This window comes from Duganella sp. Leaf126, from assembly GCF_001423125.1.
Lineage (GTDB): Bacteria > Pseudomonadota > Gammaproteobacteria > Burkholderiales > Burkholderiaceae_D > Rugamonas.
Genome location: NZ_LMNW01000023.1, coordinates 108,044 through 131,545, shown reverse-complemented (window position 1 = coordinate 131,545; position 23,502 = coordinate 108,044). Strand labels below are relative to the sequence as shown.

Sequence of the window (23,502 nt, the reverse complement as noted above, 5' to 3'; positions counted from 1 at the left end):
TAACAAGAACAAGCCAAACGGAGACGTCTGCACCCGGCGACAGATTTCTATCATCAAAAAGGTGTTTTTATGTCTAACGCAGCAATGAAGGAGCAGACCGGCGAGGCAGTCTACGTCGCATCGTTTGAAAATTTGCGCATGACCGACGTCGAGTCGGTCGGCGGCAAGAATGCATCGCTGGGCGAAATGATCAGCCAGCTGGCTGGCGCCGGCGTGCGCGTGCCCGGTGGCTTTGCCACCACGGCGCAGGCATTCCGCGATTTCCTCACCCATAGCGTCGACGGCGGCAAGCCGCTGGCCGAGCGCATCGCCGACCGCCTGGCCGACCTCAATATCGACGACGTGCGCGCGCTGGCGCAGGCGGGCGCCGAGATCCGCGGCTGGATCGTCGAAACCCCGTTCCAGCCACGCCTGCAGGCCGAGATCACGGCCTTCTACGAGCGCCTGGTGGCCGATTCCACCACCGAGGTGTCGTTTGCCGTGCGCTCGTCGGCCACCGCCGAAGACTTGCCGGACGCATCGTTCGCCGGTCAGCAGGAGTCGTTCCTGAACGTGGTCGGCATCGACAACGTGCTCGACGCGATGAAGCACGTGTTCGCGTCGCTGTACAACGACCGCGCCATTTCCTACCGCGTGCACAAGGGCTTCACCCACGCCGAAGTGGCCCTGTCGGCCGGCGTGCAGCGCATGGTGCGCTCGGACCTGGGCGCTTCGGGCGTGATGTTTACCATCGATACCGAATCGGGCTTCAAGGACGTGGTGTTCGTCACCTCGAGCTACGGCCTGGGCGAGACCGTGGTGCAGGGCGCCGTCAATCCGGACGAATTCTATGTCCACAAGCCGATGCTGGAGAAGGGCAAGTCGCCTGTCATCCGCCGCAACATTGGCTCCAAGCTGATCAAGATGGAATTCACCAGCGAGGCCAAGGCCGGCCGCTCGGTGAAAACCGTGGACGTGCCGGTCGAGCTGCGCAACCGCTATTCGCTCAACGACACCGAAGTGGTGGAACTGGCCAAATACGCCGTCATCATCGAGAACCACTACGGCCGTCCGATGGACATCGAGTGGGGCAAGGATGGCCGCGACGGCAAGCTGTACATCCTGCAGGCGCGCCCGGAAACGGTGAAGTCGCAGCAGAAGGCCACCGATGTCCAGCAGCGCTTCAAGCTCAAGTCGACCGGCACCGTGCTGACCTCGGGCCGCGCCATCGGCCAGAAGATCGGCGCCGGTCCGGTGCGCGTGATCACCGATCCGTCGGAGATGGAACGCGTGCAGCCGGGCGACGTGCTGGTGGCCGACATGACCGACCCGAACTGGGAACCTGTGATGAAGCGCGCCTCGGCGATCGTCACCAACCGTGGCGGCCGTACCTGCCACGCGGCCATCATCGCGCGTGAACTCGGTGTGCCGGCCGTCGTCGGCTGCGGCGACGCCACCGAGGTGCTCAAGGACGGCACCTTTGTCACCGTGTCGTGCGCCGAAGGCGACGAAGGCATGATCTACGACGGCCTGCTGGAGACGGAAGTGTCGGAAGTGCAGCGCGGCGAACTGCCGGCGCTGCCGACCAAGATCATGCTCAACGTCGGCAATCCGCAGCTGGCGTTCGATTTCCAGTCGGTGCCGAATGCCGGCGTGGGTCTGGCACGCCTCGAGTTCATCATCAATAACAATATCGGTGTGCACCCGAAAGCGATTCTCGAATATCCGAACATCGACGCCGACCTGAAAAAGGCGGTGGAGTCGGTGGCGCGCGGTCACGCTTCGCCGAAGGCATTCTACGTCGACAAGCTGGCCGAGGGCATCGCCACCATCGCTGCCGCCTTCTGGCCGAAAAAGGTCATCGTGCGCATGTCGGACTTCAAGTCCAACGAGTACAAGAAGCTGATCGGCGGTTCGCGCTACGAGCCGGACGAAGAAAACCCGATGCTGGGCTTCCGCGGCGCGGCGCGCTACCTGGCCGACGACTTTGCCGGCGCCTTCGAAATGGAATGCCAGGCCATGAAGCGCGTGCGCAACGACATGGGCCTGACCAACGTCGAGATCATGGTGCCGTTCGTGCGCACCCTGGGCCAGGCGGAAAAAGTCGTCAGCCTGCTGGCCAAGAACGGCCTGGTACGCGGCGAAAACGAACTGCGCCTGATCATGATGTGCGAAGTGCCGTCGAACGCCATCCTGGCCGAGCAGTTCCTCGAGCACTTCGACGGTTTCTCGATCGGTTCCAACGACCTGACCCAGCTGACGCTGGGCCTGGACCGCGATTCCGGCATGGCGCTGCTGGCAGCGGACTTCGACGAGCGCGATCCGGCAGTCAAGGCGCTGCTGTCGCTGGCCATCAAGGCTTGCCGCGAGCAGGGCAAGTACATCGGCATCTGCGGCCAGGGTCCATCGGACAATCCGGACTTCGCGGTCTGGCTGATGGAGCAGGGCATCGAGTCGATGTCGCTCAATCCGGACTCGGTGATCGACACCTGGCAGAAGCTGGCCAGCCTGCAGCCCAAATAAAAAGTTTATGCAGGACAAAAAATGATTTAGACTGGAGTGAATGAACAATATTGCTCTTTACTCCACGAAAATCGCGCTTGCGCCGGAAACCCTCGTGGCCCATATTGGGCTGCGGGGGTTTTTATATTTGAACGCTGCTCACCACGGGAGAGGACATCATGGCTGACTGGAGTTTCTGGCTGATCGCGGCCGGCGTCGCGGTGACGATCGAACTGTTCGTCGGCACCTTCTACCTGCTGATGATCGCGGTCGGCCTGCTGTTCGGCGCGCTCGCTGCTGCCATGAACCTCGCCCTGCCGGTGCAGACGCTGGTGGCAGCGCTGGTCGGCGTGGCCGCCACGCTGGCGCTGCGGCGCAGCCGCTTCGGCCGCATGGGCACGCGCGTCGATGCCGAGCGCGATCCCAATGTCAACCTCGACATCGGCCAGACCATCACCGTGCCGGCCTGGCAGGACGGCGTGGCGCGCGTGATGTACCGCGGCGCGCTGTGGGACGTGGAGCTCGAGCGCACTGCATCGGTCGGCCCCACCACGGCGGCGCCCGGCCAGTACGTGATCCGCGAAGTGCGCGGCAGCCGCCTGATCGTCGCGGCCTGATCCACTGCCCGATTTTCACTGTCCGATTCTCTCTGCCAGATGGCAGTCCGCTGTTCAATGTCAAATTAAGGAGACCTCGATGGAATTCAGTTTCGGTAATGTCACGCTGGTGCTGTTCGTGCTGGCGCTGGTGTTCGTGTTCAAGACCATCAACGTGGTGCCGCAGCAGCATGCGTGGGTGGTGGAGCGGCTCGGCAAGTACCATGCGACGCTGGGCCCGGGCCTCAATATCGTGATCCCGTTCGTCGACCGCATCGCCTACAAGCATGTGCTCAAGGAGATCCCGCTCGACGTGCCGCCGCAGGTGTGCATCACGCGCGACAACACGCAACTGCAGGTGGACGGCATCCTGTATTTCCAGGTGACGGACGCCATGCGCGCGTCGTACGGCTCGTCCAACTACATTGCCGCCATCACCCAGCTGGCGCAGACCACGCTGCGCTCGGTGATCGGCCGCATGGAACTCGACAAGACCTTCGAAGAGCGTGACCACATCAACACCACCATCGTCAACGCCATCGACGAATCGGCCGCCAACTGGGGCGTGAAGGTGCTGCGCTACGAGATCAAGGACCTGACGCCGCCGGCCGAGATCCTGCACGCGATGCAGGCCCAGATCACGGCCGAGCGCGGCAAGCGCGCGCTGATCGCGGCGTCGGAAGGGCGCAAGCAGGAACAGATCAACATCGCCAACGGCGAGCGCGAGGCGCAGATCGCCCGGTCCGAAGGCGACAAGCAGGCCGCGATCAACCGCGCCCACGGCGAGGCGGCCGCCATCGTCGCGCTGGCCGAGGCCAACGCCAGCGCGCTGCGCCAGGTGGGCGCGGCGATCCGCGAACCGGGCGGCGAGGATGCGGTCAACCTGAAGGTGGCCGAGCAGTACGTGGAAGCGTTCGGCAAGCTGGCCAAGACCAACAATTCCATCATCGTGCCGGCCAACCTGGGTGACATGAGCGGCCTGATCGCCACCGCGATGCAGGTGGTCCGTACGCAAACCACGGCGCCGCAGGGAGCGCCGCTGGTCAAGCCGGCGCGGGCGTAGACAGCAGAACACACGAAGCACCCTATAAACAGCACGACGTGAGGAAGAAGACATGGGCACATGGGCGGTAGACGCTTTCGGCAACGACTTCGCGCAGGACTGGGCCGAAGACCTGCACGAGACCAGCAATATGGACGCGATCGAGAACACGCTCGACACGGCGCTGGCCGGTAGTGACACGGGCGCGGAACTCGAAGCGCCGCTGGCAGCCGAAGCGCTGGTCGCAATCGAGGTGCTGGCACGGCTGCAGGGCAGGGGCGGCGCCCGCACCGAGGACAGCGCATCGGTCGACGAATGGGTCGATGCGCGCAAGGCCAAGGCCGAGGCCAAGGGCCCGCGCAAGCCGCGCTCCGACCTGACGGCCAAGGCGCAGCTGGCGCTGGCGCGCATCGTCTCCGATTCGTCCGAGCTGCGCCAGCTGTGGGAAGAGAGCGACCATTACGCCGCATGGCGCGCTGCGGTTGATGAACTGGCGGCGCGGCTGGACTGAGCGCGGGCGCGCGCGTTACGTTCGTTACAACAGGTAACAGCTTAAACAGCGGGCTCCTGTTAATCTGCATTCATACTTTTAACGAGGAAGGATGTGGGTCATGGACGCTCATGCCAGGAAATTCAACACAGCGGTGTCGTCGTCATTGATACTGAGCTTGCTGGTGCTGGCCGGTTGTAACAAGCCGGGCGATGCGCCGCAAGCGGGCGCGACCGCCGCCGCGCAGCCCCAACCTGCACCTTATACGCCGCCCACGGCCGAGCAGTTGTCGCAGATGGTGGCGCCGATCGCGTTATTCCCCGACAAGCTGGTCGGCCAGGTGCTGGCTGGCGCCACCTACCCCGAGCAGATCACGGCCGCCAACCAGTGGCTGGCGCAAAATCCCACGCTCAAGGGCGATGCGCTGCAAAATGCCGAGGCGGGCCAGCCCTGGGATGTCAGCGTCAAGTCGCTGACCACGTTCCCGTCGGTACTGGGCCAGATGGCCAGCAACATCCAATGGACCACGGCGCTCGGCGAAGCCTATGTCAACGATCCCAACGACGTGATGAACGCGATCCAGCTGTTGCGCGCACGCGCCCAGCAATCGGGCAACCTGAAAACCTCGCAGCACTTGCGGGTGGCCACGGTGAGCCGCACCACGGAGTCCGCCTATCCGGCCACGGCTCCGGCGTCGAACTCATCGTCGACCTACATCGAACGCTCGTCCCCGGATCCGGTCGTGTACAGCGGCCCGCCCGTGATCCCGCCGCCGCAGCAGACCATCATCATCGAGCCGGCCCAGCCCGATGTGGTGTACGTACCGCATTACAATCCGACCGTGGTCTACGGTGCGCCGGTGCCCGTGTATCCGGGCTGGGTCGAGACACGTCCGTCGTACAGCACCGAAACGCTGGTGGAAACCGGGGCGCTGTCGTTCGGCATCGGTGTGCTGGTGGGCGCGGCCGTCAGCCATCACCACGACTGGGGCTGGAATGCCTGGGGCGTGAACTGGGGCGGTCCCGCCCCGTATGGCGGTTACAACGGCTATAACAGCTACAACGGCGGCTGGCATCGTCCGGCCGTGGTGTACAACAACACGACCTATGTGTCGAAGTCGGTCACCGTGGTCAACCGCGTCAACAACATCACCAACAACAATTTCAACAACAGCGTCAACACCAACAACTACCGGACCAATGTCGCGACGACCAACAACGTCAACAACCGTACGCAAAATTTTGCCGGTAACAATGGCGGCATGCGTCCCGGCGCCGTGATGGGCGCGTCGCGCCTGGCAGCGAACCCGCCCAATTTCGGGCCCAGCTTCGGCACGCATGCCGGCCCGGCTGCCGCCGCCAGTTTTGCGCCCAATGGCGCACAGCACGGCTCCCCGTTCGGCGCCGGACGCAATGCCTTGATGGCTGCCAATCCAGCGCAGCCGCACCAGAACGCGATGATGACCATGCCGCACTTCAGCCAGCGCGACACCGTGGCCGGCGCCCGTCCGTTGCCTGCAGCAGCGGCACAGTCGCTGCATGCCGGCGCCGCGCCGCAGATGAACCAGTTCGCGTCGCACACCATGCCGGCGATGCCGCAGCACGCGATGCCCTCCGCCCAGCCGGGCCAGCAGGCCCAGCGCTGGCAGCCAGCGCAGCAGGGCCAGCAGGCCTGGCGCGACGCCCGGCAGTCGCCGCCGTCACCACCGGCACAGCAAGCCCAACACATTCAGCCGGCCCAGCAGCAGGCGCCGCATATGCTGCAGGCAGCCCGGATCGCGCCGCCGCAGGCGGCAGGGATGGCAGCGCCGCAGGCAGCGCGGCCCGTGCATGACGAGCGCGGCGCCGAGCGCATGCAGGCCCAGGCCCAGATGCAGGCACAGATGGAGCGCCAGCATGCCGACGCCATGGCACGCGAGCGTCACGCTGCGTCGGTCCCGATGCAGCCGGCGCCGCGCATGGAGCAGGCGATGCATTCCGCGCCCGCGCCGCACCGCGACGCTGCCCCCGATCGCGGCCAGCCACAGTTCAACCGCCAGGAGATGGTGGCCATGCATGCCGCGCCGCCGCACCAGGCCGAACCGCATCAGGCCGCCCAGATGGAACGGCATGATGCGCCGCACCGTGAGAACCATGAAAATCATGAGAGCCACCAGAATCGCGACCGGCATGACGGCCGCGAACGGCACGGCTGACACGCGCGCCCGCAGCGCGCGTCAGGATGCGGTCAGCGCGTCGTACCACTGCGCGTAGGGGGTGTTCCTGACCATGCGGCGGTTGAAGTCGGGCGCGCCATCGGTCCACCAGACCGGTCCGCGTTCGCCCAGTCCATGCTTGGCCTGATCCACTGCGGCGCGTGCTGCGCGTTCGCGCGCCGCATCCTGGCTTTTGCGGGCGGCGCCCACTTCGCGCCGGGCCGCCATCAGCTGCTTGACCAGCACCTCGCGCTGTGCGGGCGCCAGCCCTGGATTGCTCAGTCGCCAGAGCCGGCCACGGACCACGAAGTAGCGCCCGTCGGGCGTGTGCGGATAAGCCTCGGACTTGGTCACGACCGCACCTAGAACGCGTAGCTCAGACCCCAGCTCCAGCGCCGTGGCGGATGGACCGGGTACATCGTGTAACGGCGGCCGTCATCCTGCACGTGCTCGCGCGCCAGCTGCAGCGTGGCGCGGCCGAAGGGGATGCCGACGCCGATGCGGGCATCGTAGCGCCACGCATCGGGAATGCCGGGGAAGAAACCGCCGCTGAGGTTGTGCAGCAGGCCCAGGTGCCCGACCAGGTTGAAACGCGGGTGGACCGGATAAAAGGCGTTGATTTCGCCGTACAGCACGCGCGCATCGTAACCGAGGTACCGGGGCGCATAATAGAGGCGGGTGCTGCCGCGCTCGAAGCTCAGGCCCGCATAGCATTCGTTGAAATTGTTCTCGTGGGCCTGGGTGTAGTTGATGTGGCTGCAACCGAGTTCCCAGCTGCCCCCCGATTGCAGCCGCCGCGCATAGCCGGCGTAACCCTGCAGCTTGTAGCCGCGCACGTCGCCGACGGTGATCGCGCTGGCAAAGCCGCCGCCATACCAGCCGCGGTCCGTATCGACATTGATGGTCGCTTGCGGCGTCAGGCCATATTCGCCCGGATTCTGGCCCCGGTAGCGGTATTCCGATTGCACGGCAACGCTGCCGGTGACGTCGAGCTGGGCCAGCGCTGGGCCGGGCGCCAGCAGCATCGATTGCATCAACAACAGGGGCGCCAGGGCCTGGCAGGCCGGCCGGCGCCGGGTCACGGCAGCGGTGCTTGCCGGATGGCGGGAACGGGGCAGCTGCAACTGCATTGACGGATCAGGCGGGAAATGGTGGCGCATGCATCAATATTAGCAGCCTTCAGTGCGCCCACAGGCTGCAACATGGTGCGCAGTTGCGTGGGCGAGGCGTCCGGCCGCAGTTCTTCGAGCAGGGCCAGCATGCCGGAAACGTGGGCCGCCGCGTAGGAGCTGCCATTGACGAACGACCACCGTGCCCCGGGCGAGGTGGTCGGAATGTCGTTGCCTGGCGCGAGCAGGCCGGGCATCGCGCCGGCTTCGGCCTTGGCTTGCCTGAGCTCCGTGGTCCGCGCCAGGCCGGGACGCGGTTGCGAGGCCACCGCCAGCACGCCGCGATGGCTGGCCGGGAATGCCGGCCCCTCGCCCTGCGGATCGATGGCGCCGACCACGCTGATGCCGCGTTCGAGCGCCACGTCGAGCAGGCGGTCGAGCAGCTTGTCGGGCGGCCCGGACAGGCTCAGGTTGATGATCTTGGCGTTGTTGAGGATGGCGTAATTGAGCGCCTTGGACAGGGTGAAGCTGTTGCAGCGCGTGCGCTGGCTGCCGGTCTGCCAGCAGGCGCGCAGTCCCATCAGGCGCGCGCGCGGGGCCACGCCAACGATGCCGCCGTTGCCGCTGCGCGCCGCGATGATGCCGGCGACTGCCGTGCCGTGCAGCTCGGGCGGCGGCGCGCCGGCATCGACGAAATTGGCGTTGACGGCCAGCTGGCCGGCCAGGTCGGGATGGTCGCCGTCGATGCCGCTGTCCACCACGGCCACCCGCACTTCGCGGCCGGTGGCGTAGCGGTGCAGGTCGGCGACATGCCAGTAGCGTGCGGCCGGCTGCACCTGGTACAGCGCATCGGCAGCATCGGCAGCGGCCGCATCGGGCACTTGCGCCATGCCGTCGAAGCGCGCCACGGTCTGCGCCCATTCCACCTGCGGATCGCGGCTGAGCCGGGCGATCAGCTGTTGCGGGTCGTCCCTGGCGCCGTACTGCATCACGTAGCAGTCGATGCCGAGCAGCGACATGGGCCAGCTCTCGACCAGCGTCAGCCCATGCTCGCGCGCCAGCGCTTCAGCGCGGCGCCGGCGCGCGCCATTGCCGTTGTCGTCCATGTAGCGCCCGCCGTAGGTGGCGTCCGGCCGGTAGTGGGGGGCGGGCAGGCGCAGCATGACCAGCAGCTGGCGGCGGTTCGGATCGCCTGCCGTCTCGGCATCGGCCTGGCTGGTGCTGCCGGCCGGCAGCGCGCCGGCAGCGTCGCCGACCGCGGCGCTGAGCGGCAGGTCGCTGCCGTCCTGGCTGTCGCGTTGCCAGGCGTGGGCAGGCGCGCATACCGCGGCGGCAATCAGTACAACCGCTGCTGCCGCTGTCGCCCAGGCGGGCAGGCGCCGGGTCCGGCAAGCGCTCATGGCGCGCCGCTTTCGTCCAGCGCTTCGGCCAGGCGTATCGCCGGATCGTTGCGCAGCGCGTCGAGCGTGCGCTGGCGCTCGGCATCGGGCACCCGCAGCAGGTAGGCATCGGTGACGGTCGGCCCGTCCACCACGCGCGCGCCATGGCGCTGCAGGATGTGGCGCAGCTCGCGCTCGGTGGTGGTGGGGGCGAACATCACCACCAGGTTGCCGCCGGCCGGCGCAGCGCCATTGCCGAGCGCGTGGTAGGCCGGCGCATTGGCCGTATCGGCCGCGTCGGGCCGGGCCAGCATGGCGGCCATGCCGACGATCAGCGCGCACTGGGCGGCAGCAGCCCAGCGCAGCCACGACGGCTCGTTGGCGGCGGCGCGGCGCCACCAGGGCAGGACAGGGCGCAGCGGCGCCGGCGGCGGCATGCCCGGTGCTGCGGCCTCAGGCAGCGGCTGCGTCTCGGCGTTCCCGCGCGGCTGTTGCCGTCCGTGCTGCGTGTCCGCGTCGCCGGAAGGTTGTTGCGGTCCCTGCTGCATGTCGGCGTCACGGGACGGTGGTTGCAGTCGCGTGTGCGTGTCGGCGTCGCCGGACGGCTGCGTACATGCCTGGGGCGGTTCCGCTTGCGCGGGCAGTTGCGGCCCGAGCTGGGGTAGCAGGCGCGCCAGGGCGGCGTCCATGTCCAGATCCGGCGGCGCGACGCGGTCGTCGTTGGCGGCGGCCAGCAGCGCGCGCTCGTGCGCCAGGTCGCGGCGGCAGACCACGCAGTGCTGCAGGTGACGCGCCACGCGCTGGCGCTCGTCGGACGACAGCGTGTCCGCCGCATACCAGGGCAGCAGTTCCTGCGCCGCCCGGTGTTCGGGGCCCGATCCATCGATGTTGAAAACACCCGCGTTCATCGCTTGTACTCTCTTTCGTTCCACAACACTTCCTTCAATTTCTGGCGCGCGTTGAACATGCGCGTCTTGACCGTATTGACCGGGCAGGCGACGATGTCGGCGATGTCGGTGTAGGCCATCTCGTGATAATAGGTGAGCACCATCACCGCGCGCTGCGCCGCAGGCAGCGCGTCGAGCGCTTCGGCCACGGCTTGCTGCAACTGCTGGCGGTGCATGTGTTGCTCGGGCTGCAACCCGTCTTCATCTTCGTACAGTGCGGCGTCGGATTCGACCGGTTCGTCGCTGGCGCGCAAGCCCTTCAGGGTCTTTCGGTAGGCAATCGCAAATATCCACGTGGACGGCTTGCAGGTGCCGTCGAAAGTGGCCGCCTTTTGCCATACCACCAGCATGGTGTCGTTGATCACCTCTTCGATCAGCGGCGCGCTGCGCGTCATGCGGCCGACGAACCGGGTCAGCCTGGAAAAATACATTTTATATAATCTTTCAAACGCCAACCGGTCGCCGGCAGCGATACTGGCCAGCAGGCATGTTTCGTCGCTGTCTGTCTGCACGGCCGCCGTGTGGCCCTGTCGATGCTGCATCCGCCATCCTCCTTGTCACCGTTGATACCTGCTTGCTGACTAACGGTTCTATCAATCGGGAAATTTTTAATTGGTCGATGGTAACACTCTCGTGCGTGCGCCTGCCGGTTGGCGGGCACGGTGCTACCATGTGGCCCATGAACCTCCACGCCCAGATCGATCAGCTCCAGACCTTCCTGCACCAGCACCGCCGCGTGCTGGTGCTGACCGGCGCCGGCCTGTCCACCGCCTCCGGCATTCCCGATTACCGCGACAAGGAAGGCGTGCGGCGCGGCCGGGCGCCGATCCAGGGTCCGGACTTCCGGCGCGACGTCGCGGTGCAGCGCCGTTACTGGGCGCGCAGCATGGCCGGCTGGCCGGTGATGTCGCAGGCCGCGCCCAATCTCGGCCATTACGCGCTGGCCGACCTGGAAGCGGCAGGGCGCATCGACGCCATCATCACCCAGAACGTCGATGGCCTGCACCACAAGGCCGGCAGCCGGCAGGTGATCGAGCTGCACGGCAATATCCACGGCGTGGTGTGCCTCGCGTGCCGCACCGTCCATCCGCGCGCCGAGATCCAGGCCTGGCTGGCGCGCGAGAATCCGCACATGGTCCACACCGGACCGGTCGATGGCGTGGTGCCGGAAGCGCGCCCCGACGGCGACGCCGAGCTGGAACTGAACGGCCAGACCTTTCACATGCCAGTCTGTTCGTGCTGCGGCGGCGTGCTGCAGCCGGACGTGATTTTTTTTGGCGATAACATTCCGGCCGAGCGCACGGCGTGCGCGCTGGCGCTGGCGGAGCAGGCCGATGCCCTGCTGGTGGTGGGGTCGTCGCTGATGGTGTTTTCAGGCTACCGCTTCTGCAAGCTGGCGGCCGCCGCCGGCAAGCCGATCGCGGCGATCAACCTGGGCAAGACCCGCGCCGATGACCTGATCGGCCTGAAGGTGGAAGCGTCGGCCATCGACGTGCTGCCGCTGCTGCTCGAATAAACCGGCGGCAAGGACGGTTCCGGGCCAGGGGCCGTCGACGCGCTCCGCGACGGCGGCGATCCGCAGCGCTAATTGCGCTGCAGCATGGACCGAACAACGGCCTCTTTGGCCAGCACATAATCCTGGCCGGCCAGCACGAAATTGGTGTTCGGCTGGATCACTTTCACATTAATGAACACCATGTCGCTGGTCTCGGCGTAGGAGCCGACCACGATGGCCTGGGCATTGTGGGCGGTGGCCACTTCGCCGATTTCGCGCGTGAGCATCAGTTCGCCCTGGTTGCGCTTCAGATAGACATTGCTGCGCAACTTCATTTCCACCATCGACAGCCCGCCCTGGGCCAGGCGGGTGGACAGCTGTTCCGACACCAGCCGGCCCAGCGTGGTGGTCTGTTCCAGCTCGTCGATATTGACGATGGTGGCCATGATCAGCGGCTTGTCACCGGCCAGCTTGCCGGTCAGCTGGCGCATCAGCGAATCGGCCGCCTTGTAATTGGCGTCGATGAACTGGTTCGACGAGATCGTGGTGTAGTCGCGCTGCTCCTTGTCCTTGTTGGTGGCGCAGGCCGACAGCAGCAGCGGCGCTGCCAATGCAAGGACGCGGACGAGGGTCGAGTTCATCATTACAGGTCTCCGCGCACTTTGAACACCCGCGTCAGCCTGGTGCTGTCGGGTTCCGGTTCGGTGATGCCGTACAGCGCATGGTCGGCATCGGCCACATAATAGGCCGACGTGCTGCGCGCCAGGTAGCGGTACTGGTCCGACACCGAGATGGTGACGATGATCTCCGTGCGCGGCGTGGCGCCCGGCGCAAATTCCGAGTCGACCGGATCGAGCGGTTCGTTTTCCACCGGCGGCGCGGTCAGTTCGCGCGCCATCCACACGCCGCTGGCCAGCGGCATGCGCTGGCCGAAATACTGCCGGTACTGGGGCCGGTTGGCGGCAAACACCAGCGCCTGGACCTCGAGATCGATTTTCAGGGCGCCGGCCGGCGCACGCGCTACCGTATAGCCATCGTTGACCAGCGCCGTGGTCAGCTGGGTGACCAGCGCGCGCTGGAACGGGCTCGGATCTGCCGGCATGGCGATGAACAGCGGCCGGGTGGGCGTCTTCTTCAGCTCCACCGCCAGCTGCCGTTCGACCGCGCCAGCGACAATGCTCCAGTGGTAGCTTGCCTGCAGCTTGGCCTGCTTGGTGGACGGGAAGTTGGCCGCCAGCGGCGTGGGCGTATAGCGGGCCGCGCATCCGGACAGGATCAAGCCGGCTGCGACAGCCATGGTAAGTTTCAGCACCATACATTGCCTCTTTATTAAATTTAAACTTTGTCATACGGACCTGCGCGGACCACGAATGACAAATTCTTCGAGAGCAAGTGTAACATGGCTGTTTCTCGTTGGAAATTAGCAGGCCCGTAAAAAACCCGGCGCGGGGCCGGGTTGTGTCATGGGCGCGCAACAGCGCATGCGCTGCAGCCGGTCAGCGCCGGTGCGTCTTCATGGCAGCGGCGACCTCGCGCTTGCCGTCGCGGTCTTTTTCGGTAGCGCGCTTGTCGTGCTGCTTCTTGCCCTTGGCCAGGCCGATCTCGCATTTGACGCGGCCTTCCTTGTAGTGGAGGTTGAGCGGCACCAGCGTGTAGCCGGAACGCTCGACCTTGCCGATCAGCTTGTCGATCTGGGCGCGGTGCAGCAGCAGCTTGCGGGTGCGGACCGCTTCCGGGCTGATGTGGGTGGAGGCGGTGGGCAGGGCGCTGATGTGGGCGCCGAACAGGAACAATTCGTCGCCGCGGATGGTCACGTAGGCTTCCTTGATCTGCACGCGGGCGTCGCGGATGGCTTTGACTTCCCAGCCTTCGAGCACGATGCCGGCTTCGAAGCGGTCCTCGATGAAGTAGTCAAAAAATGCTTTTTTATTATCAGCTATGGTCATGAATTCGGTAAATCGACGATAAACCCGTAGCGGGTCGGTTAAATTTCGGTTTCGCGTATAAAATTGCGGTGTAAAGAATGTTAACCCCCATCATAGCAAATGGTTAGACAATGGCAGTAGTGCACAAATCAGTTTTCCTCGGTTACAGCGCCCAGCAGATGTTCGAACTCGTGGCCCGCATCGAGGACTATCCCAAATTCCTGCCCTGGTGCGGCGGTGTCGAGATACGCGAGCGCAGCGACAACCGCACCGTGGCCAGCATCGGCATCAACTACCATGGCGTCAAGCAGAGCTTTACCACGTCCAACGACAACGTGCCGTTCGAATCGATCCGCATGAAGCTGGTGGACGGGCCGTTCAAGACGCTCGACGGCGTCTGGACCTTCAAGACCCTGCGCGAAGATGCCTGCAAGATCGAGCTCGACCTGCGCTACGAATTTTCCAGCACCCTGCTCGACAAGCTGGTCGGTCCGGTGTTCGGCATGATTGCCAACAGCATGGTCGATTCCTTCTGCAAGCGCGCGGAGACGGTGTATGGAAACGCCCCGGTCGGACAATGACATGACTGCAGCGAGCGCCGCCGGGTCATTCGCGGTGCAGGTGTGCTATGCCAGCGACGCCGTGCAGTTCCTGCAGTCCGTGCAGGTGCCGGCCGGCGCCACCATCGCCCACTCGCTGGCGCTGTCCGGCGTGGCTGCCGCCATCCCCGGACTCGATGTCGCCACCCTGCAGACCGGCATTTACGGCAAGAAGAAAACCCCCGACACGCTGCTGCGCCCCCACGACCGGGTAGAACTCTACCGTCCCCTGATCGCCGATCCCAAGAATGCGCGGCGCCGCCGCAAGAACACTGCACCCACCTGATGTCCGAACAATCTGCTTCTTCGATCCTGCGCCGCGCCGGCGCAGTCCTGCTCGTGCTGTGCGCGTGCGACCTGGCCTGGATGGCGTGGCGCGTCGCCGGCGGCGCCGCTCATTCGGCGCAGTGGGTTTATTCGCTCGCCATGATCGTCCCGGCCATGGTCTGCGCCGCCTTCCTGCTGCGTGCCAGCCTGCGCGCCGCCGCGCTCCTGGTCTGGATCGCCAGCGTGCTGCTGCCGCTGGCGCTGGCCATGGCCGCGCTGACCCTGCTGCAGCCGCCCGACCTCACGCTGACCCAGTGGCGGCTCGACCCGGGCGCCCAGCTGGCGGTGCTGCTGCCGGTGGTGCTGTTCTGCGCCGCGCTGTTCTGGCTGCGCACCGCGCTGCTGCGCCAGCCGGTGCGGGCCGCCATGGTTGTCAGCGGCCGCCGCCCGCCGGCCGACCACCTGGCGCTGGGCGCGGGCGTGGTCCTGGCGCTGCTGGCGCTGGGCGGCCACCAGCTGGGTCGCGACGCCGGTCTGCTGCGCAAGGCCGAATTCCTGGCCCGCGCAAAGCACGGCGAGCAGTACCGTTACCACGTCAGCAAACTCACCCCGCGCGACGACATGGAAGGCACGTTCGTAGAAGCGCAAGTACTGGCCTGGCGCGCCGACCGTATCGATACGGTGGACGTGTTCTGGAAAGAGAAATAACTGCGCGGGCCGGATCGTTCGCGCAACGATTTCCGGCAGCTACGGGTGAGGATTCACCAGTGCAAAAATAAACGGGGCGCAGCGGATGTCCGCTGTGCCCCGTTATTGCTGGCGCCTGCTGCTTGCTGGCAGGCGTCCTGCGGTGCTTACTTGCCGTGGATATCGACGGTTTGCGCGTCGAGGCTGACCTTGACCGTGGCGGCAGGCTTGGCGCCGGCCGATTCGGCCAGCGTTACCACGTACTCGCCCGGTGCGATCTTCCAGGTCTTGCTGGCGCTGTCATACATGGCCAGCAGGCGCGGATCGACTTTCACCGTGGCCTTGCCGGTTTCGCCGGCTTTTACTGCCAGCTTGTCCCAGCCGCCCAGGCGCTTCGGCGCTTCCCAGCCGCCCTTGGCCGGCGCGATGTACACCTGGCCGACGGCCTTGCCGTCACGCTTGCCGGTGTTGGTCACGTTGAAGGTCACTTCGATGCCCTTGTCGCGCTTGGCCGCGGCCAGGTCCGACATGGCGAACGTCGTGTACGACAGGCCGTAACCGAACGGGAACAGCGGCTTGTGGCCTTTCAGGTCGAACCACTTGTAGCCGACCGCCGCGCCTTCGATGTTGTAGTTGGTGGTCAGGCTGTTGAGGATGTTCTCGTCCTTGGTCACCGCATCGCCATCGAGTTTCGGGCGTGGCAGTTGCGACACCGACGCCGGGAAGGTGGCCGGCAGGCGGCCGCTCGGGTTGACTTCGCCGGTCAGCACGCGGGCGATCGCGGCGCCGCCGTTGGAACCGGGGTACCACGCTTCCAGCACGGCCGCCACGTTGTTCAGCCATGGCATCACGACCGGGCCGCCGGTCTGCAGCACCACCACGGTCTTGCCGTTGGCCTTGGCCACGGCGGCGATCAGGTCATCCTGCTTGTTGGGCAGGTTGAGGTCGGGTGCGTCGATACTCTCGGCGGTCCACTGGTTGCCGAACACGATCACCAGGTCGCTGGCGGCTGCCAGTTTCGCGGCTGCCTTGACGTCCTTGCCGTCGGCGTACGACAGCTTGGCCTTGGTGCGGCTGGCCAGTTCCTGCATCGGCGACGAGCGGTGGTAGACCATCGGACCGGGGAAGAATTGCGGACCTTCGTTGGGTACCGGCGACAGGCCGACCGGATACACCTGGGCCGAACCGCCACCGGACATTACGCCGACGTCGGAGTGGCCGCCGATGATGGCGATGGTGCGCACGGTCGCGGCCAGCGGCAGGATGTCGTGGCTGTTTTTCAGCAGCACGATGCCGTCTTCGGCGCCGGCCTGCGAGATCTTGCCGTTGGTGGCGTAGTCGATGCCGGCGTCCTTGGTGGTCGCGGCCTTGACCGGGTGCTCTGCCAGGCCGTGGGCGAACATGGTGCGCGTGATGCGCTTGACCATGTCGTCGAGGCGCGACTGCGGCACGTGGCCATTGACCACGGCTTCCTTGAGCGCGTCATTGAAGTAGGCCGACTTGTCGAACGGGTGACCGGACTGCTGATCCAGGCCCGCGATCGCTGCCGGGATGGTGGAGTGGGTGGCACCCCAGTCGGACATCACGTAACCCTTGAAGCCCCAGTCCTTCTTCAACACTTCGTTGAGCAGGTAGTCGCTCTCGCAGGCGTACGGGCCGTTGACGCGGTTATAGGCGCACATCACGGAGCCGGGATCGCCCACTTCCATCGCCAGCTGCAGCGCCAGCAGGTCGGACATGCGGCCAGCCGCGTCGTCGATCTTGACGTTGATGTGGAAGCGGTTGGTTTCCTGGTCGTTGAACGCGAAGTGCTTGAGCGTGGAGACCACGTTGTTGGCCTGGATGCCGCGGATCTGTTCGCCGACCATCACGCCAGCCAGCAGCGGGTCTTCGCCGCCGTATTCGAAGTTGCGGCCATTGCGCGGTTCGCGCATCAGGTTGACGCTACCGGCCAGCATGATGTTAAAGCCGCTCTGGCGCGCTTCGCTGCCGATCATGTGGCCGCCGGCGTAGGCCAGCTTGCGGTCCCAGGTCGCGGCAGTGGACAGGCCCGATGGCAGCGACGTGCGCTCGAGCGGGCTCTTGGACGCGGCCTGGGTGGCCACGCCCATGCCGGCGTCGGTCTGCCATTGCGACGGCAGGCCGAGGCGCTCGATGCCGGGCACGAAGCCGGCCGAATCCTTGCGGCCGTCCTTGGGGGCGGTGTACTGCTTCGATTCGAAGTCGGTCGAGAAGTAGCCGAAGACGGTCTGGATCTTTTCATCCAGCGTCATGGCCTTGACCAGCTGCTCGGCGCGCGCGTCGGGCGACTGCGCGGCATCGAGCCACGGGCGTTTGGCATCGGCGGCGGCATGGGCCGCGCCAGTCATCATCAGGGGGTAGGCCAGGGCCAGCGATAACCAGAGACGCTTCTTCAATTTGTTTGTCCTTGTAGTGAAATTTCTGTCTTTAACGTGGAATCGTCACTTCCAGCGCGTGTACTCCACCCGCAACGATACCTGTCACTTTCGTATCAGGCAATCGTTTTCCGTCAAGTTTGACAACGATTTCATGAATATCGTCCCGTTGTATAACTACATTCAAGGTCGCGCCCCGGAATTGACGCACGACACGGATGCCCGGCCAGTGCTGCGGCAGCTGCGGCGCCACGCGCAGGCCGTCCACGTCGCCCTGCAGGCCGCACAGGCCTTCGACGAAGCAGCGGTACACCCACGACACGGTGCCGGTGTTGAACAACTGGCTCGAGCGGCCGGCCGTGCGCGGGTACTGGTGGTAGGCGCCCCGGTAGTAGTTCGGAATGAACACAGGCAGCTGGCCGCGCTGCAGGTAATCGTCCTCGCTCGGGCCGGGGAGCATCTGGCGTAGCAGCTCGTAGGCGCGGTCGCCTTCGCCGACCGCATACAGGCTGTAGATGTAGAAGATCGATGCATGGTTGTACACGGCGCCGTTTTCCGCCGACCCCGGATGTTTTTGCGTGACCCGGCCCACGTCGTCTCGCATGGCGCTGTACGGCGGCGCAAACATGGCCACGCCGTACGGCGTGTGCAGCTGCTGCCTGACCTGTTCGACGATCGAGGCGCGCTGACCGGCGTTGGCGGCGCCGCCCAGCATGGCCCAGGCCTGCGGATTGAGGTAGATGCGGCCTTCCACATCCCTGGCCACGCCGAACGCCACGTTGTCGTCGGTGATGCCGCGCGCGTACCAGTCGCCATCCCACAGGTGCTCGTTGGCGGCGCGGTTGACGGCCTGGGCGCCGGCGCGGAAATGGCCGGCCCTGGCGGCCAGGTCGTCGCCGGTGCCGATGCCGATGTCGGCGCCCTTGTCGCAGATGTCCGACCACAGGTTCAGTGCATAGGCAGTGGCCACGGTCAGCCAGCCGGAAACGCCCTTGCCCTTGTAGCCGACCATGTTCATCGGGTCGCACCAGTCGCCCTGGGCGATGTAGCTGAGACCACGGTGATCGCGCGCCTGCAGCAGCCAGTCCATGGCGGCGTGCATGCGCTCGGCCACGCTCAGGGTCACGCCGCTGTCCTTGCCGGTGACGGGCGCGGCCAGCACGTCGTAGTCGCCGGTTTCGTCGAGATAGACCTTGAGCGCGATCGGCAGCCATACGCAGTGGTCGGTGTGCGGCACCTGGTTGATGTACTTCAGTTCCGCGCCCTCGACCAGCAGGATCCCGTCCGGCATGGCGCCGCTGGCTTCCTGCTGCGCCAGCGCGTGCAGCAGGGCTGCGCGCATGACGGCGGGCTTGATGAAGCTCATGCCCATATTGTCCTGCAGGTAGTTGCGCGTCTGCGGATCGGTGGAGAGGCGGTTGACGTCGCCGTGGTAGAACACCTGGCGCGGCAGCCAGTGGTTGACGAAGTTGTCGAGGTCCGGGTCGGGCGTCTCGATCTGCAGGCAGCCGGCGCCGCCGGCGATGTAGTCGGCATAGTCGGCGCGCGCCGCCGCAAAGCCGTCGGCGTGCAGATAGCGTGCGCGCATGGCGGCGATCTCGGCGTCGTCGAAGGCCGGTCCGAAGATGAAGCGGTAGTCATGCGCGCCGTGGCCGTCCAGCGCCAGGCGGTACTGCACCACGGCGGCCGGCGTCTCGTAACGGGCGTCGCCGTTGGCCAGCAGCGCGGCGTCGATGGCGGACGGGCGATGCAGGCCGCCTTCGCCCTCGAACGCCGCCTGCTGCACTTCCCAGGCGTCGGGCGCCTGTTCGCACAGGAAGTAGGTCTTGTCCTTGAAGTCCTTCTGCTTGAAGTAGTCGGCCACTTTCTGGTAAGGGGTGACGCAGCTCGCTACCACGCCGCCCAGGTCCGGCCGGTATTCGCCCGACTGGTTCATCCACGACATGTAGCCGATCGGGAAGTACGGATACACGCTCAGGCGCCGCGCGCGGCCCGACAGGTCGGTGACGCGCAACGACCACAGTTCCACCACGTCGGCGGTGGGGATGGACAGCGTCAGCTCGACGCGCACGCCCAGGTGCTCGACGGTCCAGGCCAGGTCGTTCTTGCCGACCGAGAAGGTGAACTGGTCGACCGGCGCGCGCACCGGCTCGTACGGCGCCGAGAACAGCTCGCCCGTGTCCTCGTCCTTGATGTAGAAGAAGCGGCCCGGGTGGTGGGCATAATAATTCTGCTCCGGCTGCATGAAGGTTTTCGCTTCCAGGTTCGGCGCATGCGCATACTTGGCCGGTTCCGGCTGCATGAACTGGGCCACCGCGTAACCGCGGCAGGTCACCTGGATCATCATTTTCCGGTTCCACAGGAAGCCGCCCGCGCGCGGCATGGCGGTAGGGCTGGTCAGGTCGTAGCGGTTGCCGTCATCGGCAGGAGTTAACAGCGGGCGTGACATGAAACGGGTCTCCATCTAGGGGTTTTTGCGGGCCTGCAGGTCGGCCTGGATCTGCACCAGCTTGCGGTTGTCGAGGTTATAGAAAAACATGATGGCCACGGCCAGCGCCGCGAACGCGGCCGGGATGAACGACATCAGCCAGACGATGCCGGCCTGCGAACCGGTGCTTTGCGCAGCATTGGCCACGTAGCCGAGCATCGTAAACAGCCAGCCGATCACCGCGACCGCGATGGCGGTGCCGAGCTTTTGCGAGAAGGTGGCGGCGGCAAACGTCATGGCCGTGGCGCGGCGGCCGGTGCGCCATTCGTTGTAGTCGGCGGTGTCGGCATACATCGAGAAGGCCAGCGGCGACTTCGGTCCCAGCGCCAGGCCCATGCCGATCTGCAGCGCGAACATCAGCGTCACCTGGTCGGGCGGCACGAAGAAGAACGCCGACGACAGCACGGTGGTAATGCTCATCAGGATGATCATCAGCTTTTTCTTGTCCATGTAGCGCGTCATCAGCGGCGTGAGCGAGGCGCCGATGGCGGCCGAGATCATATAGGCCGGCACGAAACCCTGCATCAGGTCCGGCCGTCCGACCACGTACTTGAAGTAGTAGGCGGCGCTGGTGGTGCGCAAGGTGATCGTGATCATGATGATCAGGGCCAGGAAGAACAGCACCACCCACGGCCGGTTGTGCGACAGGTCGCGGATGTCCTGCAGCACGTTCGACTGTTGCGACGGCGGCGGCGCAATCCGTTCGCGCGTGTTGAAAAACGTGAGCACGAACAGCAGCGAGGCGAACACGCTCCACACCAGCATGGTCAGCTGCCAGCCCAGCTTGTCGTCGCCATGGCCGAACCAGCGCACCATGGCCGGCGTGGCGGCAGTGACCAGGGTGCCGCCGGCGAACGCGAAAATGAAGCGCAGGCCATTGACGGTCGAGCGCTCCTGCGGATCGGCCGACAGCACGCCCGACAGCGCGTTGTACGGAATGTTGATGCAGGTGTAGCAGACCATCATCAGCAGGTAGGTGGCGTAGGCCCAGACCAGCTTGCCGTCGTGCCCCAGGTCGGGCGTGGTGTAGGTGAGGATGGCGGCGCAGCCAAGCGGCACCGGCACCCACAGCAGGTAAGGACGGAACTTGCCGAAACGGGTGGTGGTGCGGTCGGCGGCGGCGCCGATCAGCGGATCGGTGAAGGCGTTGATGATCTTCACCGCGAACATCATCGACGCGGCAGCCGCAGCGGAAATACCGAACACGTCGGTGTAGAAGATCAGCAAAAAGGTGGCGACATTGGTCCAATAAAAATTGAAGCCCATGTCGGCGATGCCGTAACTGAATTTTTCGCGCCATCCCAGCGCGGCGGCAGGCGCAGTGGCAGGGGCGGGGGGCGCAGTCGGGGTCGGAATCACGGTTGCCTTCGGTGTTCTGTTGTGTGCTGCTTGCGCGACAAAAAACAGGCAGTAGCGCAACTGCGCCACTGCCCGAAACAGGGGTTGCGCCGGCAGGCGCTTCCCGGAGGGAGCACTGTGCTGCTAACCATGTTAGCGCTAACAGCGACGCTAGGCAGTGTAAGCGTTTGCAGAAATTTGTAAACAACAATTCATGCTGCGGCGCAGCGAACGGTGCGCTGCCGACGATGTCAGCGTCAGCCGGGTCGTGCCTGGTCCCGGCTGGCTGCGGGTAGGGAGCGGCAACCATGCTCGGCCGGTTCGCGCACTTCAGGCACTCTCGCGCGCCATCAAGGTAAATCCCAGGTCGATCTGGCGCACGGCCGGCTGGTCGCCCTTGATCACCGAGCGCAGCAAGGTGGCTGCCTCGAAGCCGATCCGGTAGCGCGGCGTGCCGATCGTCGTCAGCGACGGGTTCATCCAGGCCGAGGCCGGCAAGTCGTTGAAGCCGCAGATGGCCAGTTGCGCCGGCACGGCGATGCCGCGCCGCTGGCACTGGTAGATGGCGCCGTGGGCCAGGTCGTCGTTGCAGCAGAAGATGGCGTCGCAGTCGGGCGCCTGCGCCAGCATGCGGCCCAGCAGTTCGGCGCCGAGCGCCAGCGTGGACGGATCGGGCACCATCACTTCCAGGCGGGCATCGGCCAGGCCGGCGTCCTGCATGGCCTTGCGATAGCCCTCAGCGCGGCGCAGGGTGCGCTCGTCGAGCTGGGCGCCAATGAAGCCGATGCGGCGGTGGCCCTTGTCGAGCAGGTAGCGCGTCATCGCATGGCCGGCCTGGAATTGCGAAAAGCCGACCGTCAGCTGGGCCGGATCGGTGGACATGTCCATCATCGACACCACCGGCACGCGCGATGTGGTCAGTATCTGCTGCACGCGGTCGCTGTGCGACAGGCCCGACAGCAGCATGCCGTCCGGGTTCGATTGCAGATAGGTGTTGATCAGCTTTTCTTCCTCGCGGTCCGAGTAGCGCGTGTTACCGATCAGGATCTGGTAACCGTCTGCATCGAGCGCATCCTGGATGCCTGCCAGTACTTCGGTAAACACCGCGTTCGACAGCGACGGCACCAGCACCGCAATCACCTTCGACTGCGCCGAGGCCAGCGCGCGGGCGGCGCGATTCGGCACGTAGCCGAGCTCGAGCACAGCCTTGTCCACCCGGTCGCGCAGCGCCTGCGATACCAGGTCGGGCTGGGTGATGGCGCGCGAGGCTGTCATCGTCGCCACGCCGGCATGCTTGGCCACCATGGCCAGGGTAATGCGCCCGCTGGCGCGGCTGCGGACCGCTAATGATTTAGTCATCGATCATGTGTGGTGAGTACTGATAGCGATATCATACGGCACCTGTTTGAACGGTGGTATAGGCCAGTCGGAATTTCGTCCGCCCGGCGACATGAATCCATATTAATTTACATTGCGATACAAATAATGAGTTGAGTCGGTGTTGTTTTATTCTTATTATCGGGCTTCGGTGACCGGTTGAAGGGAGAGGACATGAAATCCAGGCGTGAAAATTATTCGAGCGGTTTGTCGGGCGTAGTCTTAACCAGAATGGTGGTGATCATGATGCTTGCAACGGGAGCGGCCGCCAATGCGGCCCACGCCGAGATCGGCGTTTCTGCAATGAATCCGGAAAAAATATCCACGGTCGATTTGCTGGTGAAATCGCCCGACGTCTTGTACCGAACCCGACTGACAGTCGACACCCTGAAACGCACGCAATGCAAACTCGCCCTGACGGTGCCCGAGGAGGTCGCTTCGTTCGTGGACCTGATCAAAGGCGCGGCGCTGCCAGTTGCCGGACCTGGCCACGACTTCGAGGCACGCGGCGGCGCCATTTTCCATCTGGCAGACGGCTCGAAATACGAACTGATTTTTGATAAACCGTACGACAACCTCGATAGTATCGCCGCTTCGTTCAACCAGCAGAACCTGTACCTTAAAAAAGAGTTTTTCGACCAGTACCTGAAAATAGTTCGCGACCGAAATGTGAATATTTCGGGGTGCTAAGC

At 65.3% G+C, this 23,502-nt stretch carries 22 protein-coding genes; 10 read left to right on the top strand and 12 right to left on the bottom strand.

The window, feature by feature from the left end:
* Positions 1 to 84: 84 nt before the first annotated feature.
* From ppsA to ASF61_RS11755, 5 genes are all read left to right on the top strand, one after another.
* Entirely contained in the window at positions 85 to 2,502 is a 2,418-nt protein-coding gene (ppsA, locus tag ASF61_RS11775) for a phosphoenolpyruvate synthase (protein ID WP_156369591.1), read from the top strand.
* Between the two features lie 158 nt (positions 2,503 to 2,660).
* Complete coding sequence (locus ASF61_RS11770; protein ID WP_056155853.1) at positions 2,661 to 3,098, top strand: NfeD family protein; 438 nt, start codon at positions 2,661 to 2,663, stop codon at positions 3,096 to 3,098.
* Positions 3,099 to 3,177: 79 nt separating this feature from the next.
* Positions 3,178 to 4,140, top strand: a complete 963-nt coding sequence (locus ASF61_RS11765; RefSeq protein WP_056155850.1) for an SPFH domain-containing protein — start codon at positions 3,178 to 3,180, stop codon at positions 4,138 to 4,140.
* A 52-nt stretch (positions 4,141 to 4,192) separates the two neighbouring features.
* The gene (locus tag ASF61_RS11760) at positions 4,193 to 4,630 is read left to right on the top strand and encodes a DUF4259 domain-containing protein (RefSeq protein ID WP_056155847.1); all 438 of its coding nucleotides are present in this window, start codon (positions 4,193 to 4,195) and stop codon (positions 4,628 to 4,630) included.
* Positions 4,631 to 4,730: 100 nt separating this feature from the next.
* Positions 4,731 to 6,803 (top strand): DUF3300 domain-containing protein, encoded by a 2,073-nt coding sequence (locus tag ASF61_RS11755; RefSeq protein WP_156369574.1) that lies wholly within the window; start codon positions 4,731 to 4,733, stop codon positions 6,801 to 6,803.
* Positions 6,804 to 6,824: 21 nt separating this feature from the next.
* On the opposite strand, the gene ASF61_RS11750 is transcribed toward ASF61_RS11755, so the two are convergent.
* Genes ASF61_RS11750 through ASF61_RS11730 form a run of 5 tightly spaced genes read right to left on the bottom strand, consistent with a single transcriptional unit; the run spans position 6,825 to position 10,780 of the window.
* The gene (locus ASF61_RS11750; protein WP_056155840.1) at positions 6,825 to 7,157 is read right to left on the bottom strand and encodes a hypothetical protein; all 333 of its coding nucleotides are present in this window, start codon (positions 7,155 to 7,157) and stop codon (positions 6,825 to 6,827) included.
* Between the two features lie 8 nt (positions 7,158 to 7,165).
* The gene (locus tag ASF61_RS11745; RefSeq protein ID WP_229205816.1) at positions 7,166 to 7,885 is read right to left on the bottom strand and encodes a TorF family putative porin; all 720 of its coding nucleotides are present in this window, start codon (positions 7,883 to 7,885) and stop codon (positions 7,166 to 7,168) included.
* The gene (locus ASF61_RS11740; RefSeq protein ID WP_056155834.1) at positions 7,882 to 9,312 is read right to left on the bottom strand and encodes a S8 family serine peptidase; all 1,431 of its coding nucleotides are present in this window, start codon (positions 9,310 to 9,312) and stop codon (positions 7,882 to 7,884) included. Before ASF61_RS11740 ends, ASF61_RS11745 begins: the two co-directional genes overlap by 4 nt.
* A complete protein-coding gene (locus ASF61_RS11735) occupies positions 9,309 to 10,199 on the bottom strand; it encodes a zf-HC2 domain-containing protein (RefSeq protein ID WP_056155830.1) in 891 nt (296 codons plus the stop codon). Before ASF61_RS11735 ends, ASF61_RS11740 begins: the two co-directional genes overlap by 4 nt.
* Complete coding sequence (locus tag ASF61_RS11730; protein WP_056155827.1) at positions 10,196 to 10,780, bottom strand: RNA polymerase sigma factor; 585 nt, start codon at positions 10,778 to 10,780, stop codon at positions 10,196 to 10,198. Before ASF61_RS11730 ends, ASF61_RS11735 begins: the two co-directional genes overlap by 4 nt.
* 128 nt (positions 10,781 to 10,908) lie before the next feature.
* Between ASF61_RS11730 and ASF61_RS11725 the strand changes: the two genes are divergently transcribed.
* Positions 10,909 to 11,754, top strand: a complete 846-nt coding sequence (locus ASF61_RS11725) for an NAD-dependent protein deacetylase (RefSeq protein WP_056155824.1) — start codon at positions 10,909 to 10,911, stop codon at positions 11,752 to 11,754.
* Between the two features lie 68 nt (positions 11,755 to 11,822).
* Here the strand turns inward: ASF61_RS11725 and ASF61_RS11720 are convergent, their stop codons facing one another.
* The 3 genes from ASF61_RS11720 to smpB all read right to left on the bottom strand — a co-directional run bounded on the left by ASF61_RS11720 (position 11,823) and on the right by smpB (position 13,679).
* Complete coding sequence (locus ASF61_RS11720) at positions 11,823 to 12,377, bottom strand: FlgO family outer membrane protein (RefSeq protein WP_200919849.1); 555 nt, start codon at positions 12,375 to 12,377, stop codon at positions 11,823 to 11,825.
* Positions 12,377 to 13,048 carry a hypothetical protein gene (locus tag ASF61_RS11715; RefSeq protein ID WP_056155823.1) on the bottom strand — a complete coding sequence of 224 codons (672 nt, stop codon included), beginning with the start codon at positions 13,046 to 13,048 and terminating at the stop codon, positions 12,377 to 12,379. Before ASF61_RS11715 ends, ASF61_RS11720 begins: the two co-directional genes overlap by 1 nt.
* 181 nt (positions 13,049 to 13,229) lie before the next feature.
* A complete protein-coding gene (gene smpB, locus ASF61_RS11710; protein WP_056155820.1) occupies positions 13,230 to 13,679 on the bottom strand; it encodes an SsrA-binding protein SmpB in 450 nt (149 codons plus the stop codon).
* A 110-nt stretch (positions 13,680 to 13,789) separates the two neighbouring features.
* Between smpB and ASF61_RS11705 the strand changes: the two genes are divergently transcribed.
* From ASF61_RS11705 to ASF61_RS11695, 3 genes are read left to right on the top strand one after another with little or no spacing between them, the layout of a single operon-like run.
* Positions 13,790 to 14,239: a type II toxin-antitoxin system RatA family toxin gene (locus tag ASF61_RS11705; RefSeq protein ID WP_056155818.1), complete on the top strand. Its 450-nt coding sequence runs from the start codon at positions 13,790 to 13,792 to the stop codon at positions 14,237 to 14,239.
* Position 14,240: 1 nt separating this feature from the next.
* Positions 14,241 to 14,543: an RnfH family protein gene (locus ASF61_RS11700; RefSeq protein ID WP_056155815.1), complete on the top strand. Its 303-nt coding sequence runs from the start codon at positions 14,241 to 14,243 to the stop codon at positions 14,541 to 14,543.
* On the top strand, positions 14,543 to 15,232 hold the full coding sequence (locus ASF61_RS11695; RefSeq protein WP_056155812.1) for a hypothetical protein: 690 nt from the start codon (positions 14,543 to 14,545) through the stop codon (positions 15,230 to 15,232). The genes ASF61_RS11700 and ASF61_RS11695 overlap by 1 nt, the downstream gene beginning before the upstream one ends.
* 146 nt (positions 15,233 to 15,378) lie before the next feature.
* On the opposite strand, the gene ASF61_RS11690 is transcribed toward ASF61_RS11695, so the two are convergent.
* From ASF61_RS11690 to ASF61_RS11675, 4 genes are all read right to left on the bottom strand, one after another.
* The gene (locus ASF61_RS11690; protein WP_056156568.1) at positions 15,379 to 17,583 is read right to left on the bottom strand and encodes a glycoside hydrolase family 3 C-terminal domain-containing protein; all 2,205 of its coding nucleotides are present in this window, start codon (positions 17,581 to 17,583) and stop codon (positions 15,379 to 15,381) included.
* Between the two features lie 76 nt (positions 17,584 to 17,659).
* On the bottom strand, positions 17,660 to 20,056 hold the full coding sequence (locus ASF61_RS11685) for a GH36-type glycosyl hydrolase domain-containing protein (RefSeq protein WP_056156566.1): 2,397 nt from the start codon (positions 20,054 to 20,056) through the stop codon (positions 17,660 to 17,662).
* 15 nt (positions 20,057 to 20,071) lie between these two features.
* On the bottom strand, positions 20,072 to 21,454 hold the full coding sequence (locus tag ASF61_RS11680; RefSeq protein WP_229205815.1) for an MFS transporter: 1,383 nt from the start codon (positions 21,452 to 21,454) through the stop codon (positions 20,072 to 20,074).
* A 309-nt stretch (positions 21,455 to 21,763) separates the two neighbouring features.
* Positions 21,764 to 22,792 (bottom strand): LacI family DNA-binding transcriptional regulator, encoded by a 1,029-nt coding sequence (locus ASF61_RS11675; RefSeq protein WP_056155809.1) that lies wholly within the window; start codon positions 22,790 to 22,792, stop codon positions 21,764 to 21,766.
* 192 nt (positions 22,793 to 22,984) lie between these two features.
* Here ASF61_RS11675 and ASF61_RS11670 point away from each other — a divergent pair, with 192 nt between their 5' ends.
* The gene (locus ASF61_RS11670) at positions 22,985 to 23,500 is read left to right on the top strand and encodes a hypothetical protein (protein WP_156369573.1); all 516 of its coding nucleotides are present in this window, start codon (positions 22,985 to 22,987) and stop codon (positions 23,498 to 23,500) included.
* The last annotated feature ends 2 nt before the right edge of the window (positions 23,501 to 23,502 follow it).

Bases quoted from the DNA above. Each gene is read 5' to 3' on its own strand.
- ASF61_RS11755 (WP_156369574.1), top strand. From the start codon at position 4,731: ATGGACGCTCATGCCAGGAAATTCAACACAGCGGTGTCGTCGTCATTG.
- smpB (WP_056155820.1), bottom strand. From the start codon at position 13,679: ATGACCATAGCTGATAATAAAAAAGCATTTTTTGACTACTTCATCGAG.
- ASF61_RS11725 (WP_056155824.1), top strand. From the start codon at position 10,909: ATGTGGCCCATGAACCTCCACGCCCAGATCGATCAGCTCCAGACCTTC.
- ASF61_RS11700 (WP_056155815.1), top strand. From the start codon at position 14,241: ATGACTGCAGCGAGCGCCGCCGGGTCATTCGCGGTGCAGGTGTGCTAT.
- ASF61_RS11685 (WP_056156566.1), bottom strand. From the start codon at position 20,056: ATGTCACGCCCGCTGTTAACTCCTGCCGATGACGGCAACCGCTACGAC.
- ASF61_RS11760 (WP_056155847.1), top strand. From the start codon at position 4,193: ATGGGCACATGGGCGGTAGACGCTTTCGGCAACGACTTCGCGCAGGAC.
- ASF61_RS11675 (WP_056155809.1), bottom strand. From the start codon at position 22,792: ATGACTAAATCATTAGCGGTCCGCAGCCGCGCCAGCGGGCGCATTACC.
- ASF61_RS11695 (WP_056155812.1), top strand. From the start codon at position 14,543: ATGTCCGAACAATCTGCTTCTTCGATCCTGCGCCGCGCCGGCGCAGTC.
- ASF61_RS11730 (WP_056155827.1), bottom strand. From the start codon at position 10,780: ATGCAGCATCGACAGGGCCACACGGCGGCCGTGCAGACAGACAGCGAC.
- ASF61_RS11740 (WP_056155834.1), bottom strand. From the start codon at position 9,312: ATGAGCGCTTGCCGGACCCGGCGCCTGCCCGCCTGGGCGACAGCGGCA.
- ASF61_RS11765 (WP_056155850.1), top strand. From the start codon at position 3,178: ATGGAATTCAGTTTCGGTAATGTCACGCTGGTGCTGTTCGTGCTGGCG.
- ASF61_RS11670 (WP_156369573.1), top strand. From the start codon at position 22,985: ATGAAATCCAGGCGTGAAAATTATTCGAGCGGTTTGTCGGGCGTAGTC.
- ASF61_RS11735 (WP_056155830.1), bottom strand. From the start codon at position 10,199: ATGAACGCGGGTGTTTTCAACATCGATGGATCGGGCCCCGAACACCGG.
- ASF61_RS11705 (WP_056155818.1), top strand. From the start codon at position 13,790: ATGGCAGTAGTGCACAAATCAGTTTTCCTCGGTTACAGCGCCCAGCAG.
- ASF61_RS11720 (WP_200919849.1), bottom strand. From the start codon at position 12,377: ATGATGAACTCGACCCTCGTCCGCGTCCTTGCATTGGCAGCGCCGCTG.
- ppsA (WP_156369591.1), top strand. From the start codon at position 85: ATGAAGGAGCAGACCGGCGAGGCAGTCTACGTCGCATCGTTTGAAAAT.
- ASF61_RS11715 (WP_056155823.1), bottom strand. From the start codon at position 13,048: ATGGTGCTGAAACTTACCATGGCTGTCGCAGCCGGCTTGATCCTGTCC.
- ASF61_RS11690 (WP_056156568.1), bottom strand. From the start codon at position 17,583: ATGATGACTGGCGCGGCCCATGCCGCCGCCGATGCCAAACGCCCGTGG.
- ASF61_RS11770 (WP_056155853.1), top strand. From the start codon at position 2,661: ATGGCTGACTGGAGTTTCTGGCTGATCGCGGCCGGCGTCGCGGTGACG.